Below are 18,612 nucleotides of genomic sequence, written 5' to 3'. Positions count from 1 at the left end.
GACGCGGGGCGGGACGCGCCGGGGCGGTTGCTGCTGGTGGTGCATCACCTGGTGGTGGATGGCGTGTCGTGGCGGGTGCTGCTGCCCGACCTCGCGGCGGCGTACGCCGATCCGGGCGGCTTGGAGCCGGTGGGGACGTCGTTCCGGCGCTGGGCGCGGGAACTGGCGGCCCTGTCGCGGAGCGGGGCGCGGGTCGGTGAGCTGCCCGAGTGGAGGCGCGTCCTCGACCGTCCCGAACCGCTGATCGGGGACCGCCCGCTGGATCCGGCGTCGGACACCGTCGCGGCCGGTGAGAACCGCGCCGCCGTGACCGTCCCCGGCGAGGTCGCCTCGGCGCTGCTGCGGCGGGTCGCGGTGGTGTTCCACGCGGGTGTGGACGAGGTGCTGCTGGCGGGGTTGGCGGCGGCGGTGGCCGAGTGGTCCGGGGAGGGCGCGTCCGCGCAGCTTCTGGTGGACGTCGAGCGGCACGGTCGTGAGGCGTTGGCGCCGGGCATGGATCTGTCGCGGACGGTGGGGTGGTTCACGGCGTCCCATCCGGTTCGGCTGGACGCGTCCGGCGTCGATCCGGCGCAGGTGCGGGCAGGCGGAACCGACGCGGGGGTGCTGGTCAAGCGGGTGAAGGAGCAGGTGCGGGACGTCCCGGCCGACGGTCTCGGTTACGGGATGCTGCGGCACCTGAACCCGGACACCGCCCCGGTCCTGGCGGACCTGCCCGCCGCCCAGATCGGCTTCAACTACATGGGCCGCTTCGCGGCGGCCGGGGACGGTGCCGGGTGGAGACCCGCCGGGGAGGCGGCGCTGGGCGGGTCCGCCGGTCCGGCGATGGCGTTCGGGCACGCGCTGGAGGCGGGCGGCGTCGTGCTCGACCGGCCCGGGGGGCCGGAGCTCGCGCTGTCGCTCGCGGCGCCGGCCGGGCTCGTGGACGCGGCGGCGCTGGACGACCTGGCCGGGCGCTGGGCGGCGATGCTCGGCGGCCTGGCCGCGCACGCCGCCGACCCGTCCGCCGGCGGGCACACCCCCTCCGACTTCCCCCTCGTGAACCTGGACCAGGACCAGGTCGACGAACTGCAGGCCGCCGTCCCGACGCTGGCCGACGTGTGGCCGCTGTCGCCCCTCCAGGAGGGACTGCTGTTCCACGCCGGGTACGACGGGGCCGCCGGGGACGTCTACGTGTGGCAGCGTTCGCTGGAGTTCACCGGCCCGCTGGACGCCGCCGTGCTGCGGGCGTCGTGGCAGGCGCTGCTGGACCGGCACGCCAACCTGCGGGTCGCGTTCCTGCGTCCGGACGGACGGGACGTGCACGTGCAGGCCGTCGCGGACGGGCTCGCGCTGCCGTGGCGCGAGGTCGACCTGTCGGGGCTCGCGGACGCCGACGCGGAGGCCCGCGCGGAGCGGATCGCGGACGACGAGCGGGCGCGGGGGTTCGACGTGGCCGCGCCGCCGCTGCTGCGGCTCGTCCTGGTGCGGCTCGCCGCGGAGCGGCACCGGCTCGTGGTCACCCAGCACCACATCGTGCTGGACGGCTGGTCGCTGCCGCTGCTGTTCCGGGAGCTGTCGCGGGTGTACGCGGCGGGCGGCGACGCGGGGCCCGGCGTCCTGCCGCCGGTGGCGCCCTACCTCGACTACCTGGCGTGGCTGCGCCGCCAGGACCGGGAGGCGGCCCGGGAAGCGTGGCGGCGGGAGCTGGCGGGGGCGGACGAGCCGACGCTGGCGGGCCCGGTCGAACCGGGGGCCGTCCACACGCCCGTACGGCACGTCGTCACCCACCTGGACGCGGGCCTCGCCGCGCGTCTTCAGGACGTCGCCCGGGAGCACGGGCTCACGCCGAACACGGTGTTCCAGGGCATGTGGGCGGTGCTCGTGGGCGTCATGGCAGGTCGCCGGGACGTGGTGTTCGGCGCGACGGTGTCGGGTCGTCCTGCCGAGCTTCCCGGTGTGGAGCGGATGCTGGGACTGTTCATCAACACCGTGCCCGTCCGGGTCGAATTGGACCCCGGGCGTCCGACGGTGGAGGTGCTGGCGGGGCTTCAGGAGCGGCAGTCGGCGCTGATGGCGCACCAGCATCTCGGGCTCGCGGAGATCCAGCGCCTCGCCGGGCCCGGCGCCTCCTTCGACACGCTCGTCGTCTACCAGAACTTCCCGGCGTCCCCGCCGCGGCTCGCGGGCCGCGACGTGGCGTGGGCGGGCGGCGAGGACTCCGCGCACTACCCGATGACGCTGGTCGTGACGCCGGCGCCCGGCGCCGGGACCGAGCTCCGGCTGGAGTACCGGCCCGAGGCGTTCGACGAGGAGACCGTCCGGGCGGTGGCGGGGCGGCTGGCGCGGCTGCTGGCGCAGGTGGCGGACGACCCGGCGACGCGGGTCGCGGCGCTGGAGGCGCTGACCGGGGACGAGCGCCGCCGGGTCCTGCACGCGTGGAACGACACCGGCCGTCCCGTCCCGGACGGGACGCTGCCGGACCTGTTCGAGGCGCAGGTGGCCCGCACCCCGGACGCGGCCGCGTTGGACGACGGCGAGACGGAGTGGACGTACGCGGAACTGGACGCGCGCGCCAACCGGGTCGCGCACGAGCTGATCGCGCGGGGCGTCGGCCCGGAGGACCTCGTCGGGGTCGTGATGGAGCGGACGGCGGACCTGTACGCGGTGCTGCTCGGCGTGATGAAGGCGGGCGCCGCGTACGTGCCGGTCGACCCGGGGTACCCGGCGGAGCGGATCGCGTTCACGCTGTCGGACGCGCGTCCCGCCGTGGTGGTCTGCACGTCCGCCACCGCCGGCGCGGCGGGGGCGGCGGGCGCCGACCGGATCGTGTGGGACGACCCGGCGACGGCGGCGGCGCTGGCGTCCCGCCCCGCGACGGCGCCCGCCGACGCGGACCGGGCGGCGCCGCTGCGGCCCGCGCATCCCGCGTACGTCATCTACACGTCCGGGTCCACCGGCGCCCCGAAGGGCGTGGCGGTGCCGCACCGGGGCGTCGTGAACTACGTGACGTGGCGGGCGGACGCCTACGGCTGGGGGCCGGGGGAGCGGGTGCTGCAGTTCGCCGCGGTGTCGTTCGACACGTCGGTGTCGGAGATTTACGGGGCGCTGACGTGCGGCGCGACGCTGTGCGTGGCGCGGCGCGCGGCGGACCTCGCGGCGGAGCTGGCGGAGCTGTCGGTGACGGCGGCGACGTTCACGCCGTCGGTGCTGGAGTCGCTGGCGGACGCGGCGGAGTCCCCGGCGGTGCGCGGCATCCGGACGATCGTGACGGCGGGCGAGGAGTGCACGCCGGAGCTGGTGCGGCGGTGGGCGCCGGGCCGCGCGTTCCACAACGAGTACGGGCCCACCGAGGCGTCGGTCGACGTCACCTGCTGGACGGCCCCGCCGGACGGCGTCCCGGGCAGCGTCCCGGAGCCGGTCCCGGTGGGCGGGCCGATCGCGAACGTGCGGGTCCACGTGCTCGACGGGTTCCTGCGGCCGGTGCCGCCCGGCGTCGTCGGCGAGGTGTACGTGTCGGGCGCCGGCGTGACCCGCGGCTACGTGCGCCGCCCCGTCCTGACGGCGGAGCGGTTCGCGGCGTGCCCGTTCGGCCGTCCCGGGGAGCGGATGTACCGGACGGGCGACCTGGCGCGGTGGTCCGGCGGCGGGGAGCTGGTGTTCGCGGGCCGCGCCGACGAGCAGGTGAAGATCCGCGGGTTCCGGGTGGAGCCGGGGGAGATCGAGGCGGTCCTGGCGGGGCATCCGGGCGTGGACCGCGCGGCGGTGGTCGTCCGGACGGACGGCGGCGTGAAGCGGCTCGTCGCGTACGTGGTGCCGGCGTCGCCGGGCGGGGCCGGCGCGGCGGCGCTGCGCGAGCACGTCGCGGCGCGGCTGCCCGACCACATGACGCCGGCCGCGGTGATCGAGGTGGACGCGATCCCGGTGACCGCGCACGGGAAGCTGGACCGGGCGGCGCTGCCCGCCCCCGACTTCGCGGGCCTCGCCACCGGGCGGGCCCCGGCGGGGCCGCGCGAGGAGCTGCTGTGCCGGCTGTTCGCGCAGGTCCTCGGCCTGGAGCGGGTGGGCGCGGACGACTCGTTCTTCGCGCTCGGCGGCGACTCGATCATGTCGATGCTGGTGGTGGCGCGGGCGCGGCGGGACGGGCTGGCCCTCACCCCGCGGCAGGTCTTCGAGCAGCGCACCGCGGCGGCGCTGGCCCGGGTCGCCGCCGACGTCGGCGCCGCCCCCGGCGCGGACGCGGGCGGCGCGGCGGAGCCGGACGAGCCGACCGGGCGGGTCCCGCTGACCCCGGTGATGCTGGACCTCGCCGAACGGTCGGGCCCGGCGGCGCTCGCGGGCGGGTTCTGCCAGTCGATGCTGCTGTCGGTGCCGCCCGGCCTGCGGCGGGACGTGGTGACCGGCGGCGTGCGGGCGCTCCTCGACCGCCACGACGTGCTGCGGGCCCGGCTGGACGTGCCCGCGTCCGGCGGCGTCCCGAGCCTGCTGGTGCCGGGGCGCGGGACGGTGCGGGCGGAGGACCGCGTGCGGCGCGTCGACGTCGCCGGCCTGGACGGGCGCGCGCTCGCCGACGCGATCGCCGGGCGGTCCCGGGAGGCCGTGGACCGGCTCGACGCGCGGGCGGGGAACCTGCTCCAGGCCGTGTGGTTCGACGCGGGACCGGACGCGCCCGGACGGCTGCTGCTCGTCGTCCACCACCTGGCGGTGGATGGTGTGTCGTGGCGGGTGCTCGTGCCCGACCTGGCCGCCGCCTGCACCGCCCTCGCCGAGGGCCGCGCACCGGACCCGCAGCCCGCCGGGACGTCGTTCCGCCGCTGGGCGCTGGACCTGGCGGCGGGCGCGGCCGGGCGCGCCGGGGAGCTGCCGGTGTGGCGGCGGATCCGGTCGGTGTCCGAGCCGCCGCTCGGGTCCCGGCCGCTGGACCCGGCGCGGGACACGATCGGCGCGGGCCTGCACGAGACGGAGCGGCGGCTCGCGGCGCCGGTGACGGGCGCGCTGCTGACGCGCGTCCCCGCGGCCTTCCACGCGGGCGTCGACGACGTGCTGCTGGCCGGGCTCGCCGCCGCCGTCGCCGAGTGGCGGCGCGCCCGCGGCCGGGCCGCGCCCGCCGTCCTCGTCGACGTGGAGGGTCACGGGCGGGTGCCGCTGACGCCCGGGGCGGACCTGACCCGGACGGTCGGCTGGTTCACCGGCTCGCACCCGGTCCGGCTCGACCCGGGCGAGCCGGACGGCGCGGACGTGCGCGCGGGCGGCCCGGCGGCGGGCGCCCTCGTCAAGCGGATCAAGGAGCAGCTCCGGGAGGTGCCGGGCGACGGCCTCGGGCACGGGATGCTGCGCCGCATGTACCCCGCGGCGGCCCGGGAGCTGGCCGGCCTGCCCGAACCCCAGATCGGGTTCAACTACATGGGCCGCTTCACCGCCGCGGACGCTGACGGTCACTGGCGGCCGGTCGAGGACGGCGCGGTGGGCGGCGCCGCCGATCCCGCGATGGCGGTGCTGCACGCGCTGGAGGCGGGCGCCGTGGTGCTCGACCGTCCGTCCGGGCCGGAGCTGACGCTGACGCTCGCGTCCCCGGTGGGGCTGCTGGACCGGGCCGACCTGGACGAGCTGGCCGGGGCGTGGGCGGACCTGCTCGCCGGGCTGGCCGCGCACGACGCCGCGCCCGGCACCGCCCGCACCCCGTCGGACTTCCCGCTGGTGACGCTCGACCAGGACGAGATCGACGAGTTCCAGATCAAGCTCGCGGAGAGGAATGCGCAGTGAGCCAGCCGCGGATCGAGGACGTGTGGCCGCTTTCGCCGCTGCAGGAGGGCCTGCTGTTCCACGCCGGCTACGACGCCGGCTACGAAGCCGGGGACGCCGGGCACGGGGACGGGCCGGGCGGCGCCCGCGACGTGTACGTCGTGCAGGGCGTGGTCGGGCTGACCGGCGACCTGGACCCGGCGGTGCTGCGGGCGTCCTGGCAGGCGCTGCTGGACCGGCACGCGGTGCTGCGCGCCGGGTTCCAGCGGCGCGGCACGGGCGACCCGGTGCAGCTCGTCGCCGCCGGGGTGGCGCTGCCGTGGGACGAGCGGGACCTGTCGGCGCTCGCGCCGGCGGACGCCGAGGCCGCGGCGGCCGAGCTGGCGGCCGCGGAACGCGCCCGGCGGTTCGATCCGGAGGTGCCGCCGCTGCTGCGGCTGCTGCTGGTGCGGCTCGGCCCCGGCCGGTACCGCATGGTGCTCACCCTGCACCACCTGATCATGGACGGCTGGTCGCTGCCGGTGCTGTTCGAGGAGCTGTCGCGGGTGTACGCGGCGGGCGGCGACCCGTCGGGGCTGCCGCCCGTGACGTCCTTCCGGGACTACCTGGTGTGGCTGGGCGGCCGGGACCGCGGCGCCGCCCGGGACGCGTGGCGGCGGGAGCTCGCGGGCCTGCCCGGCCCGACCCTCGTCGGGCCCGCGCACGGCGCGGGCGCGGACGGCGCCGCCGGCACGGCCCCGGCCGCGGGTCCGGGCGGGGCGCCGCTTCCGGCGCGCGCCGCGACCCGGCTCGGCGGGGACCTCGCGGCGCGGCTGCGCCGGGTCGCCCGCGGCCTCGGCGTCACCCTGAACACGGTGACGCAGGCGGCGTGGGGGCTGCTGGTCGGGCAGCTCACCGGGCGTTCCGACGTCGTGTTCGGCGCGATCGTCTCCGGGCGGCCGATGGAGCTGCCGGGCGTGGAGCGCATGGTCGGCCTGTTCATCAACACCGTGCCGGTCCGCGTCGCCGCCGCCCCCGGCGACACCCTCGCCGGGACCCTGACCCGCCTGCAGGCCGCCCAGTCCGCGCTGCTCGACCACCAGCACCTCGGGCTGACGGAGATCCGCCGCGCCGCCGGGGACGGCGCGGTGTTCGACACCCTCATCGTCCACCAGAACTACCCGCGGAACCCGGACGGGCCGCTCCGCCTCGACGGGCTCGACGTCGGCGGGGGCGGCGGCGAGGACGCGTCCCACTACCCGCTCACCCTCGTGGTCACCCCCGGCGACGACGAGCTGGAGCTGCGGCTCGACTACCGGCCGGACCTGTTCGACGAGCGCGCCGCGTGGGCGCTGCTGGACCGCCTGGTGCGGGTGCTGGAGCAGACGGCCGCCGACCCGCTCGCCCGCGTCGCGGACGTGGACGTGCTGACGCCCGAGGAGCGCCGAACCGTCCTGCACGGGTGGAACGACACCGCCCGGCCCGTCCCCGACGCGTCCCTCGTGGACCTGTTCGAGGCGCAGGCCGCGCGGACGCCCGGCGCGGTCGCCGTCGCCGGCCCCGACGCGTCCGGGACGGACGTGACGTGGACGTACGCCGACCTGGACGCCCGCGCCGACGCGGTGGCGCGCGCGCTGGTCCGCCGCGGCGTCCGCCCCCACGACCTCGTCGGCGTCGTCCGGGAACGCTCGGCGGAGCTGGTGCCCGTGCTGCTGGGCGTCCTGAAGGCGGGCGCCGCCTACCTGCCGCTGGACCCCGCCCACCCGGAGGGGCGCCGCCGCGCGATCATCGAGGAGGCCGGCGTGTCGGTCGTCCTCACCGACGCCGACGCGTTCGACCCCGCCGCCGAGCCACCGGCCGCCCCCGGCCCGGCCGCCCCCGGCCCGGACGTGCGCGGCCCGGACGTGCGCGGACCGGCCCGCCGGGTGCCGCCGCAGGGCCTCGCGTACGTGATGTACACGTCGGGGTCGACCGGCGCGCCGAAGGGCGTGGCCGTCACCCACGCGAACGTCGTCGCGTTCTGCCTGGACGAGGCGTGGCGCGACGACGTCGTCGACAGCGTCCTCGTGCACGCCAACCACGCGTTCGATGCGTCCACCTACGAGATCTGGACGCCGCTGCTGCACGGCGGGCGCCTCGTCGTCGCGCCGCCCGGCCGCGTCGACGCCGCCGAACGTGCCCGCCTCATCGCCGCGCACCGCGTCACGAACGTGCACGTCACCGCCGGGCTGTTCGCCGCGCTCGCCGACCAGGCGCCGTGGATGTTCGCGGGCGTGCGGGAGGTGTCGACCGGCGGCGACGTCGTCTCCGCCACCGCCGTCCGCGCGCTGCTGGAGGCCCACCCCGGGCTCGTCGTGCGCACCACCTACGGGCCGACGGAGACGACCGCGTTCACCGCCCAGGTCGCCTACACCGCGAGCGAGGGCGTCCCCGCGGCGGTGCCGCTCGGGTTCCCGATGGACAACGCCCGCGCGTACGTCCTGGACGAGTTCCTGCGCCCGGTCCCGCCGGGCGTGGTGGGCGAGCTGTACATCGCGGGCGCCGGGGTGGCGCGCGGCTACGCCGGGCGTCCCGCGCTCACCGCCGAACGGTTCGTCGCGTGCCCGCACGCCGGGCCCGGCGAGCGCGTCTACCGCACCGGCGACCTCGCGAGCTGGGGCGCCAACGGGGTGCTGCGGTTCGCGGGCCGCGCGGACGGCCAGGTGAAGATCCGCGGGTTCCGCATCGAGCCCGCCGAGGTGGAGTCCGTGCTCGGCGCGCACGACGACGTCGCCCGCGCGACGGTCGTGGTCCGCGAGGACCGGCCGGGCGCCCGCCGCCTCGTCGGCTACGTCGTCGCGGCCCCGGGCGCCGCCCCCGATCCCGCGGCGCTGCGCGCGTTCGCCGCCGCGCGGCTCCCCGAGTACATGGTCCCCGCCGAGGTGGTCCCGCTGGACGAGATCCCGGTGACCGCGAACGGCAAAGTGGACCGCGCGGCGCTGCCCGCCCCCGCCGCCGCGGCGGCGACCGGGCGCGGTCCCGCGACCCCCGCCGAGGAGCTGCTGTGCGGGCTGTTCGCCGACGTCCTCGGCCTCGACGCGGTCGGCGCCGAGGACTCGTTCTTCGCGCTCGGCGGCGACTCCATCACCTCGATGCTGGTGGTGGCGCGGGCCCGCCGCGCGGGCCTCGCGCTGTCCGCCCGGCAGGTGTTCGAGCACCGCACCCCCGCCGCCCTCGCGAGCGTCGCCGGCCGCGCCGACGCCGCCGAGACCGCCGGCGGCCCGGACCCCGACGACGGCCCCTACGGCGACGTCCCCCTCACGCCCGCGATGCTGGAGATGGCCGGACGCGCCGACCTGACCGGCCCGCTCAGCCAGGCGATGCTCGTGACGCTCCCGCCGGACGCCGGCCACGACCGGATCGAGGCCGCCGTCCGCGCCGTCCTCGACCACCACGACATGCTGCGGGCCCGCCTCCGCCGCACCGCCGCGGGCGACCGGGTCCTGACGGTCCCGCCGCCCGGCGCCGCCGTCCGCGTCCCCCGCGTCGACGTGTCCGGGCCGGGGCCCGTCCCGTGGCGGGACGTCGCCGAACGGGAGGCCGCGCGCGCCGCCCGCGACCTCGACCCCGAGGCGGGCGTCATGCTGCGCGCCGTCCGGCTGGACGCCGGGCCCCGCGAACCCGGCCGGCTGCTGCTCGTCGCGCACCACCTCGTGGTGGACGGCGTGTCGTGGCGGGTGCTGGTGCCCGACCTCGCCGCCGCCCACCGCGACCCGGACGCCCCGCTCCCCCCGGCCGGGACCCCGTTCCGCGCCTGGGCGCGGCGCCTCGCCGCGCAGGCGGCGGGCCAGGCCCGCGTCGACGAGCTGCCCGCCTGGCGCGACCTGCTCGCCGGGCCCGACCCGGTGCTCGGCGCCCGCCGCCCCGACCCGGCCCGCGACACGGTCGCCGCCGGGCTCCGCACCGCGTCCGCGGCCGTCACCGGCGGGACGGCCGCCGCGCTGCTCGACCGCGTCCCCGCCGCGTTCCACGCCACCGTCGACGACGTCCTGCTGGCGGGCCTCGTCGCGGCCGTCGCCGAATGGCGGCGGGCGCGCGGCGGCGCCCTCGCCGGCGGGCTGCCGGTGAGCGTCGAGGGGCACGGCCGCGACCCGATCGCGCCCGGCGTCGACGTCGCCCGCACCGTCGGCTGGTTCACCGCCGCCCGCCCCGTCCGGCTCGACCCCGGCGCGGTGGACCCCGCCGAGGTCCGCGCGGGCGGCCTCGCCGCCGGGATCCTGCTCAAACGCGTCAAGGAGCGGCTGCGCGCCGTCCCCGGCGACGGCCTCGGCCACGGCATGCTGCGCCACCTCAACCCGGCGACCGCCCCGGTCCTCGCCGCGCTGCCCGCCCCGCAGATCGGCTTCACGCATCTCGGCCGCCTCCCCGCCGTCCCGCCCGGCGCGGCGCGCCCCGAACCGTGGCAGGGGGAACTGCTCGACGGCGGAGCCGCCGCCGGCACCGCCGTCGCGCACGCCCTCGACGCCACCGCCGCCGTCCACGACGCGCCCGGCGGGCCCCGCCTCGCCCTCACCCTCGTCGCCCCCGCCGGCGTCCTCGACCGGACCGACGTGGACGCCCTCGCCGCCGGCTGGTCCGCCATGCTGCGCGGCCTCGCCGCCCACGCCGCCGACCCCCGCAGCGGCGGCCACACTCCGTCCGACTTCCCGCTCACCGAACTCAGCCAGGACGAACTGGACGAGTTCGCCGCGATCGCCGACGAGTTCGAAGGCCGGGGCCTCACCACCTGACGCCCCCCGCCGACCGCCCGAGCACCCGGAGGGACACACCGGTGAACAACGCAGCGCTCGCCGAGGTCTGGCCGCTGTCGCCCCTGCAGGAGGGGCTGCTGTTCCACGCCCGCTACGACGAGCGCGCCCGCGACGTCTACGTCGGGCAGCACACCGTCCACCTGGACGGCCCCGTGGACGCCGCCGTGCTGCGCGCGTCGTGGGAGGCGCTGCTGCGGCGGCACGCCGCGCTCCGCGCCGGGTTCCGGCGCCGCCGCTCCGGCGCGCCCGTCCAGATCATCGTCCGCGCCCCCGCCCTTCCCTGGCGGGAGGCCGACCTGTCGCACCTCCCGCCCGCCGACGCGGAGGCCGCGGCCGCCCGGCTCGCCGCCGAGGAACGCGACCGCGGCTTCGACGTGTCCGCCCCGCCGCTGCTGCGCCCCGCGCTGATCCGGCTGGACGCCGCCCGCCACCGGATGCTCGTCACGATGCACCACATCGTGCTCGACGGCTGGTCCCTGCCGATCCTCTTCGACGAACTGTCCCGGGTGTACGCGGCGGGCGGCGACGCGTCCGTCCTGCCGCCCACCGCCCCCTACCGCGACTACCTCGCCTGGCTGTCCCGCCAGGACCGCGACGCCGCCCGCGCCGCGTGGACCGCCGCCTTCACCGGCCTCGACGAGCCGACCCTGCTCGTCCCCGGCCGCGCCGGCGAATCCCCCGCCCGCCCCGACCACGTCACCGTCCGGGCCGGGGCGCCGACCGCGACCCGGCTCCGCGACACCGCCCGCGCCCTCGGCGTCACCCCGAACACCGCCGTCCAGGCCGCCTGGGGGCTGCTGCTCGGCACCCTCACCGGCCGCACCGACGTCGTGTTCGGCGCGACCGCCGCGGGGCGCCCCGCCGACCTGCCCGGCGTGGAATGGATGCTCGGCCTGTTCATCAACACGCTCCCCGTCCGGGTGCCCCTCGACCCGGCGGCCACCGTCGCGGGCACCCTCACCGCCCTCCAGGACCGGCAGGCGGCGCTGCTCGCCCACCAGCACCTCGGCCTCGCCGAAGTGCAGCGCGCCGCCGGACCCGCCGCCGCCTTCGACACCCTCGTCGTCTACGAGAGCTTCCCGGGCGACCCGTCCGCCGCCCGCGTCCCCGGCGGCCTGCACATCACCGAGGTCGGCGGCGACGACGCGTCCCACTACCCCCTCACCCTCGTCGTCAGCCCCGGCGACGACGACCTCGAACTCCGCCTCGACCACCGGCCGACCGTTTTCGACCGCCCCGCGGCACGGGCGCTGCTGGACCGGCTGGTACGGATCCTGCACCGCTTCGCCACCGACCCCGGCGCCCGCCTCGCCGAGATCGACGTGCTGTCGGCGGACGAGCGCCGGTTGGTGGTAGAGGGGTGGAACGCGACGGGGCGTCCGGTGCCGGGTGGTTCGCTGGTGGAGCTGTTCGAGGCGCAGGCGGCGCGCACGCCCGACGCGGTGGCGGTCGTGTCGGGGGACGGTCGCGTGTCGTGGACGTACGCGGAGCTGAACGCGCGGGCGAACGGCGTCGCGCGTTCGTTGGACGGGTGCAGGGGCGCGCCGGTCGGCGTCCGGATGCGGCGCTCGCCCGAGCTGATCGCGGTGCTGCTGGGGGTGTTGAAGGCGGGCGCGGCGTACGTCCCGCTGGACGTCTCACATCCGGAGGAGCGGATCGCGGCGGTGATGGCCGAGGCCGGAGTGGCGACCGTCATCACCGACGCCGACGAGTTCGAGCCGGTCGAGCAGAACCCGAATGTTCATGTCTCGGCGCAGAGTCTCGCTTACGTGATGTACACGTCCGGGTCGACGGGTGTGCCGAAGGGTGTGGCGGTCACGCACGGGAACGTGGTGGCGTTCTGCCTGGACGAGGCGTGGCGTGACGACGTCGTGGAAAGCGTGCTGGTGCAGGCGAACCATGCGTTCGATGCGTCGACGTACGAGATCTGGACGCCGCTGCTGCGGGGCGGTCGTCTGGTGGTGGCGCCGGACGGCGATCTGGACGCCGCCGAACGCGGACGGCTGATCGCCGAGCACGGCGTCACGAACGTGCACGCGACCGCTGGCCTGTTCCGTGTGCTGGCCGAGCAGTCCCCGGAGATCTTCGCCGGTGTCCGCGAGGTGTCCACGGGCGGCGACGTCGTCTCCTCCACGGCCGTCCGGACCCTGCTGGACGCCCACCCGGACCTCATCGTCCGGACGACCTACGGCCCGACCGAGTCGACGGCCTTCGCGACTCACCTGGCCTTCACGTCTCCCGACGACGTCCCGTCCACGGTGCCGATCGGGACGCCGATGGACAACACCCGCGCCTACGTCCTGGACGAGTTGTTACGCCCGGTTCCGCCGGGTGTGGCCGGTGAGCTGTACCTCGCCGGGTACGGTGTGGCGCGCGGGTATGCGTGCCGCGCGGCCCTGACGGCGGAACGGTTCGTTGCCGACCCCTTCGGCGGCACCGGCCGCATGTACCGGACCGGTGACCTGGCCCGCTGGACGTCCGACGGCCGGTTGGCATTCGCGGGGCGCGCCGACGAGCAGGTGAAGATCCGGGGATTCCGGATCGAGCCCGCCGAGATCGAAGCCGTCCTGACCAGCCACCCCGACGTCCGCCAGGCCGTCGTCATCGCCCGAGAGGACGACCCCGGCACCAAGCGGCTCGTCGCCTACGTCACCGGCACCGCCTCCGGCACCGACCTGCGCGGGTTCGTCGCCGACCGACTCCCCGAGTACATGGTCCCGGCCGCGTTCGTCCCGCTCGACACGCTCCCCGTCACCCGCAACGGCAAGGTCGACCGGGCCGCCCTTCCCGCCCCGGACCTCGCCGGGCGGACGGGCGGCCGCCCTCCGGCGACCCCCGCCGAGGAGGTCCTGTGCGGCCTGTTCGCCGAGGTCCTCTGCGTCGAGCGGGTCGGGGCGGACGTCTCGTTCTTCGACCTCGGCGGCGACTCGCTCCTCGCGATGCGGCTGACCGCCCGCGTCCGGTCGGTGCTGGGCGCGGAGATCGGCATCCGGGAGCTGTTCGCGGCGCCGACCGCCGCGGACGTCGCGCGGGCGGCCGAGGCGGCGCGCGGGCGCGCGGTCCGCCCGCCGCTCACCGCCCGGACGCGCCCCGACGTCGTGCCGCTGTCGTACGCGCAGCAGCGGATGTGGTTCCTGAACCGGCTCGAGACCGCGGGCGCGGGCGCCGGGTACAACGTGCCGCTCGCGCTGCGCCTGACGGGCGACCTCGACGTCGCGGCGCTGGAGGCGGCCCTCGGGGACGTCGCCGACCGCCACGAGAGCCTGCGCACCACGTTCCCCGAGACGGACGGGACGCCGCGCCAGGTGCGGCTGGACGGGCCCGCGGGCCGCCCGCGGCTGCGCCCCGCCGAGGTCCGCGAAGCGGAGCTGGCGGAGGCCGTCGCGGCGGAGCTGGGGCGCGGGTTCGACCTGACCCGGGAACCGCCGTGGCGGGCGCGGCTGTTCGTCGTGTCCCCGGCGGAGTCGGTGCTGGTGCTCGTCGCGCACCACATCGCGGTGGACGGCTGGTCGATGGGGGTGCTGCTGCGTGACCTCGGCGTCGCCTACCGGGCCCGGCGCGCGGGCCGCGCGCCCGGCTGGGCGCCGCCGCCCGTCCAGTACGCCGACTTCGCCCTGTGGGAGCGGGAGGTTCTCGGCGACCCGGACGACCCGGACGGCGTCCTCGCGGCGCAGCTCGCGTACTGGCGGGCGACGCTGGCGGGGCTGCCGGACGAGCTGCCGCTGCCGGCCGACCGGCCCCGGCCGTCCGCCGCCTCGTTCCGCGGCGGCTCCGTGCCGATCGAGGTGGACGCCCGGACGCACGCGGCGCTGATCGGGGTGGCGCAGCGCGGCGGGGCCACGCCGTTCATGGTGGTGCAGGCGGCGCTCGGGCTGCTGCTGGCGCGGACCGGCGCGGGCACCGACGTGCCGATCGGGACGGTCGTGGCGGGGCGCGGCGATCCGGCGCTGGAGGACCTGGTGGGGTTCTTCCTCAACACCCTCGTGCTGCGGACGGACGTCAGCGGCGACCCGGGCTTCACCGATCTGCTCGCGCGGGTCCGCGACACCGACCTCGCCGCCTACGCCCACCAGGACCTCCCGTTCGAGCGGCTCGTCGAGGACCTCAACCCGCCGCGCTCCCTCGCCCGGCACCCGCTGGTGCAGGTCGTGCTGAACTTCCAGAACGTGCCGCGGGACGACGCGCCGTGGACGCCGCCCGGCGTCCGGGCGGAGGCGCTGCCGCCCGGCGACGGGACCGCGGCCCGGTTCGACCTGTCGTTCACGTTCGCGGAGAGGCGCGACGGCGACGGCGCCCCCGCCGGGCTGACCGGCGACCTGCGGTACGCGGCCGATCTGTTCGACGCGGCGACGGCGGAGGCCCTCGCGGCGCGGCTCGTGCGGGTCCTGGAACAGGTCGCGGCGGACCCGGCGGTCACCGTCGGCGGCGTCGACCTCCTCGACGACGCCGAACGGGCGCGGGCCGTCCGGCGGCCCGCGGCGCGCCCGGCGCCCGCCGCCACGCTCCCGGACCTGTTCGCGCGGCAGGCCGCCCGCGCCCCCGACGCGGTCGCGGTGACCTGCGCGGGCACCGCCCGCACCTACGGCGCCCTGGACGCCGCCGCCAACCGAATCGCGCACGAGCTGATCGCGCGCGGCGCCGGGCCGGAGACCCGCGTCGGCGTCGTCATGGACCGGTCGGCGGACCTCGTCGCGGTCCTTCTCGCCGTGCTGAAGGCGGGCGCCGCCTACGTCCCCGTCGACCCCGCCCATCCCGCCGGGCGGATCGCGGACACCCTCGCCGACGCCCGCCCCGCCCTGGTCGTGTGCGAGGCCGCGACCGCGCCGCGGATCCCGGGCACCGCCCGGCCGCTGGTGCTGGACGACCCGGCGACCGTCGCGACGATCGCCGCGCGCCCCGTGACCGCGCCGTCCGACACCGACCGGACCGCCCCGCTCCGCCCCGGCCACCCCGCCTACGTCATCTACACGTCCGGCTCCACCGGCCGCCCGAAGGGCGTGGCGGTGCCGCACGCCGCCGTCGTCCGGCTGCTGTCGGAGACGCGCCCCTGGTTCCGGTTCGGGCCGCGGGACGTGTGGACGCTCTTCCACTCGTACGCGTTCGACTTCTCGGTGTGGGAGATCTGGGGCGCGCTGCTGCACGGCGGCCGCCTCGTCGTCGTCCCCTACGCGACCGCCCGCACCCCGCACGCGTTCCTGGACCTGCTCGCCGCCGAACGCGTCACCGTCCTCAACCAGACGCCGTCGGCGTTCGCGCAGCTCATGGCCGCCGACGCCGGCGCGCCCGGCACCGACCTCGCGGCGCTCCGGCACGTCGTGTTCGGCGGCGAACCCCTCGACCCCGGACGGCTCACCGGCTGGTACGACCGCCACCCCGGCGCGGCGCTCGCCAACATGTACGGCATCACCGAGACGACCGTGCACGTCACCCGCGCCGCCCTGGACGCCGAACTGTGCGCGTCCCGTCCCGGCGGGGTCATCGGCGAGCCCATCCCCGACCTGGCCGTCCACCTGCTGGACGACTGGCTCCGGCCCGTCCCGCCCGGCGTGACCGGCGAACTGTACGTCACCGGCCCCGGCCTCGCCCGCGGCTACCTGCACCGCCCCGGCCGTACGGCGGAACGGTTCGTCGCGTGCCCGTTCACCGGCGGGCGCATGTACCGCTCCGGAGACCTCGCCCGGTACCGGCGGGACGGCGCCCTGGAGCACCTGGGCCGCGCCGACCGGCAGGTCCAGCTCCGCGGGTTCCGCGTCGAACCCGGCGAGGTCGAAGCCGTCCTCGCCGGGCACGCCGGCGTCGCCCAGGTCGCCGCCGTCGTCCGCGAGGACGCCGGCGCTCAGCGGCTCGTCGCGTACGTCGTCGGCGACGCCGACGAGGCGGCGCTGCGGGCCCACGCGGCCGAACGGCTCCCCGAGCACATGGTCCCGGCCGCGTTCGTCCGGCTCGGCACCCTCCCCGTCACCGTGAACGGCAAGCTGGACCGGGCGGCGCTGCCCGCCCCCGACTTCGCCGCCCGCACCGGCGACCGGACGCCCCGCACCCCCACCGAGGACGTCCTGTGCGGCCTGTTCGCGGAGATCCTCGGCCTCGACCGCGTCGGCGCCGGCGACTCCTTCTTCGACCTCGGCGGCGACTCCCTCCTCGCGATGCGCCTCCTCGCCCGCGTCCGGACCGTCCTGCGGGCCGAGATCGGCATCCGCGCGCTGTTCGCCGCCCCGACCGTCGAGGCCACCGCCCGCGCGGTCGACGGCGCGCGCGGCGCGGCGCGCGCGCCGCTGACGGCCCGTCCCCGCCCGGACGAGGTTCCGCTGTCGTACGCGCAGCAGCGCATGTGGTTCCTGAACCGGCTCGACGGCCCCGGCGACCCGGCCGCCCCCGGCCGCGCCGCCTACAACGTGGCGTCCGTCCTGCGCCTGTCGGGCGACCTGGACGAGGCGGCGCTGCGGGCGGCGCTCCGCGACGTCGCCGACCGCCACGAGACCCTGCGGACGATCTACCCGGACGGCGACGGCGCCCCCCGGCAGCGGGTGACGGCGCACTGCCCGCCGCTGGACGTCGTCGACGCCGCCGACGTCACCGCCGCCGACGCGGAACGGCTCGCGGACGCCGAGACCGGACGCGGCTTCGACCTGTCCCGCGACCTGCCCTGGCGGACCGTCCTGATCCGCCGATCGCCGTCCGACGCGATCCTCGTCATCGTCGCCCACCACATCGCGGTGGACGGCATCTCCATGGACGTGCTGGCGCGCGACCTCGCGACGGCCTACGCGGCCCGCGTCCGGGGGGCGGCTCCCGGCTGGGGGCCGCTGCCCGTCCAGTACGCCGACTACGCGCTCTGGCAGCGGGAGACCCTCGGCGACCCCGACGCCCCGGACGGCCTCGCCGCCGGGCAGCTCGCCTTCTGGCGCGACGCCCTGGCGGGCGCCCCCGAGGAGACCGCGCTGCCGTCCGACCGTCCGCGCCCGGCGACACCGTCGTTCCGCGCGGGCGTGGTGCCGGTGGAGGTGGGCGCGGCCGTTCATGTCCGGATCGCCGATGTGGCGCGGCGGCGTGGCGTGACGATGTTCATGGTGGCGCAGGCGGCGGTGGCGGTGCTGCTGTCGAAGGTGGGTGCGGGTGACGACGTCCCGGTGGGGACGGCCGTGGCGGGTCGTGGTGACGCGGCGCTGGAGGACCTGGTCGGGTTCTTCGTCAACACGCTGGTGTTGCGGACGGACGTGAGCGGCGATCCGTCGTTCGCCGAACTGCTGGAGCGCGTCCGGGAGACCGACCTCGCTGCGTTCGCCCACCAGGACGTTCCGTTCGAGCGGCTCGTGGACGAACTGGCCCCGGCGCGGTCGCTGTCCCGGCACCCGCTCTTCCAGGTGATGCTCGCCGTGGACGCCGTCCGCGACGGCGATTCCTGGACGCTCCCCGGCCTCGACGTGGCCCCGCTCCCGATGGGCGGCACGGGCGCCGCACGGTTCGACCTGTCGGTGTCGCTGCTCGAACGGCGGGACGGCGGCGGCCTCGACGGCGCGATCCAGTACGCGGCCGACCTGTTCGACGAGCCGACCGTTCGCGCGCTGGCCGACCGGCTGGTCCGTGTGTTCGAGCAGGTGGCGGCCGATCCGGACCTGCGGGTCTCCGAGGTCGATGTGCTGTCGCCGTCCGAGCGTCGGCTGGTGGTGGGGGAGTGGAACGCCACGGCGCGGCCGCTGCCGGGTGGTTCGCTGGTGGAGCTGTTCGAGGCGCAGGCGGCGCGGACGCCGGGCGCGGTGGCGGTCGTGTCGGGGGACGGCGGTGTGTCGTGGACGTACGCGGAGCTGAACGCGCGGGCCAACGGTGTCGCGCGGGCGCTCGCCGGCCGGGCGGGTACGCCGGTCGGCGTCCGGATGCGGCGCTCGCCCGAGTTGATCCCGGTGTTGCTCGGGGTGTTGAAGGCGGGCGCGGCGTACGTGCCGCTGGACGTCTCGCACCCGGAGGACCGGATCGCGGCGGTGATGGCCGAGGCCGGAGTGTCGACCGTCATCACCGACGCCGACGCGTTCGAGCCCGTCGAGCAGAACCCGAACGTCCATGTCCCGGAGCAGAGTCTCGCGTACGTCATGTACACCTCGGGATCGACGGGCGTGCCGAAGGGTGT

The 18,612-nt window shown here is 77.4% G+C and carries 3 protein-coding genes; all 3 read left to right on the top strand.

What is annotated here, in order from left to right; translation table 11 throughout:
- Nucleotides 1–36 precede the first annotated feature (36 nt).
- The gene (locus H505_RS45895) at nt 37–5,739 is read left to right on the top strand and encodes a non-ribosomal peptide synthetase (protein WP_245592684.1); all 5,703 of its coding nucleotides are present in this window, start codon (nt 37–39) and stop codon (nt 5,737–5,739) included.
- Nucleotides 5,736–10,466, top strand: a complete 4,731-nt coding sequence (locus tag H505_RS45890; protein WP_034521062.1) for a non-ribosomal peptide synthetase — start codon at nt 5,736–5,738, stop codon at nt 10,464–10,466. The genes H505_RS45895 and H505_RS45890 overlap by 4 nt, the downstream gene beginning before the upstream one ends.
- 41 nt (nt 10,467–10,507) lie before the next feature.
- Nucleotides 10,508–18,612, top strand: an 8,105-nt coding sequence (locus H505_RS0132770; protein WP_026405330.1) for a non-ribosomal peptide synthetase, incomplete at its 3' end; no start/stop codon positions are given.

Origin of the sequence: Actinomadura rifamycini DSM 43936, from assembly GCF_000425065.1 — a bacterium.
Classification (GTDB): domain Bacteria; phylum Actinomycetota; class Actinomycetes; order Streptosporangiales; family Streptosporangiaceae; genus Spirillospora; species Spirillospora rifamycini.
This window is presented reverse-complemented; position numbering and strand designations above follow the sequence as displayed.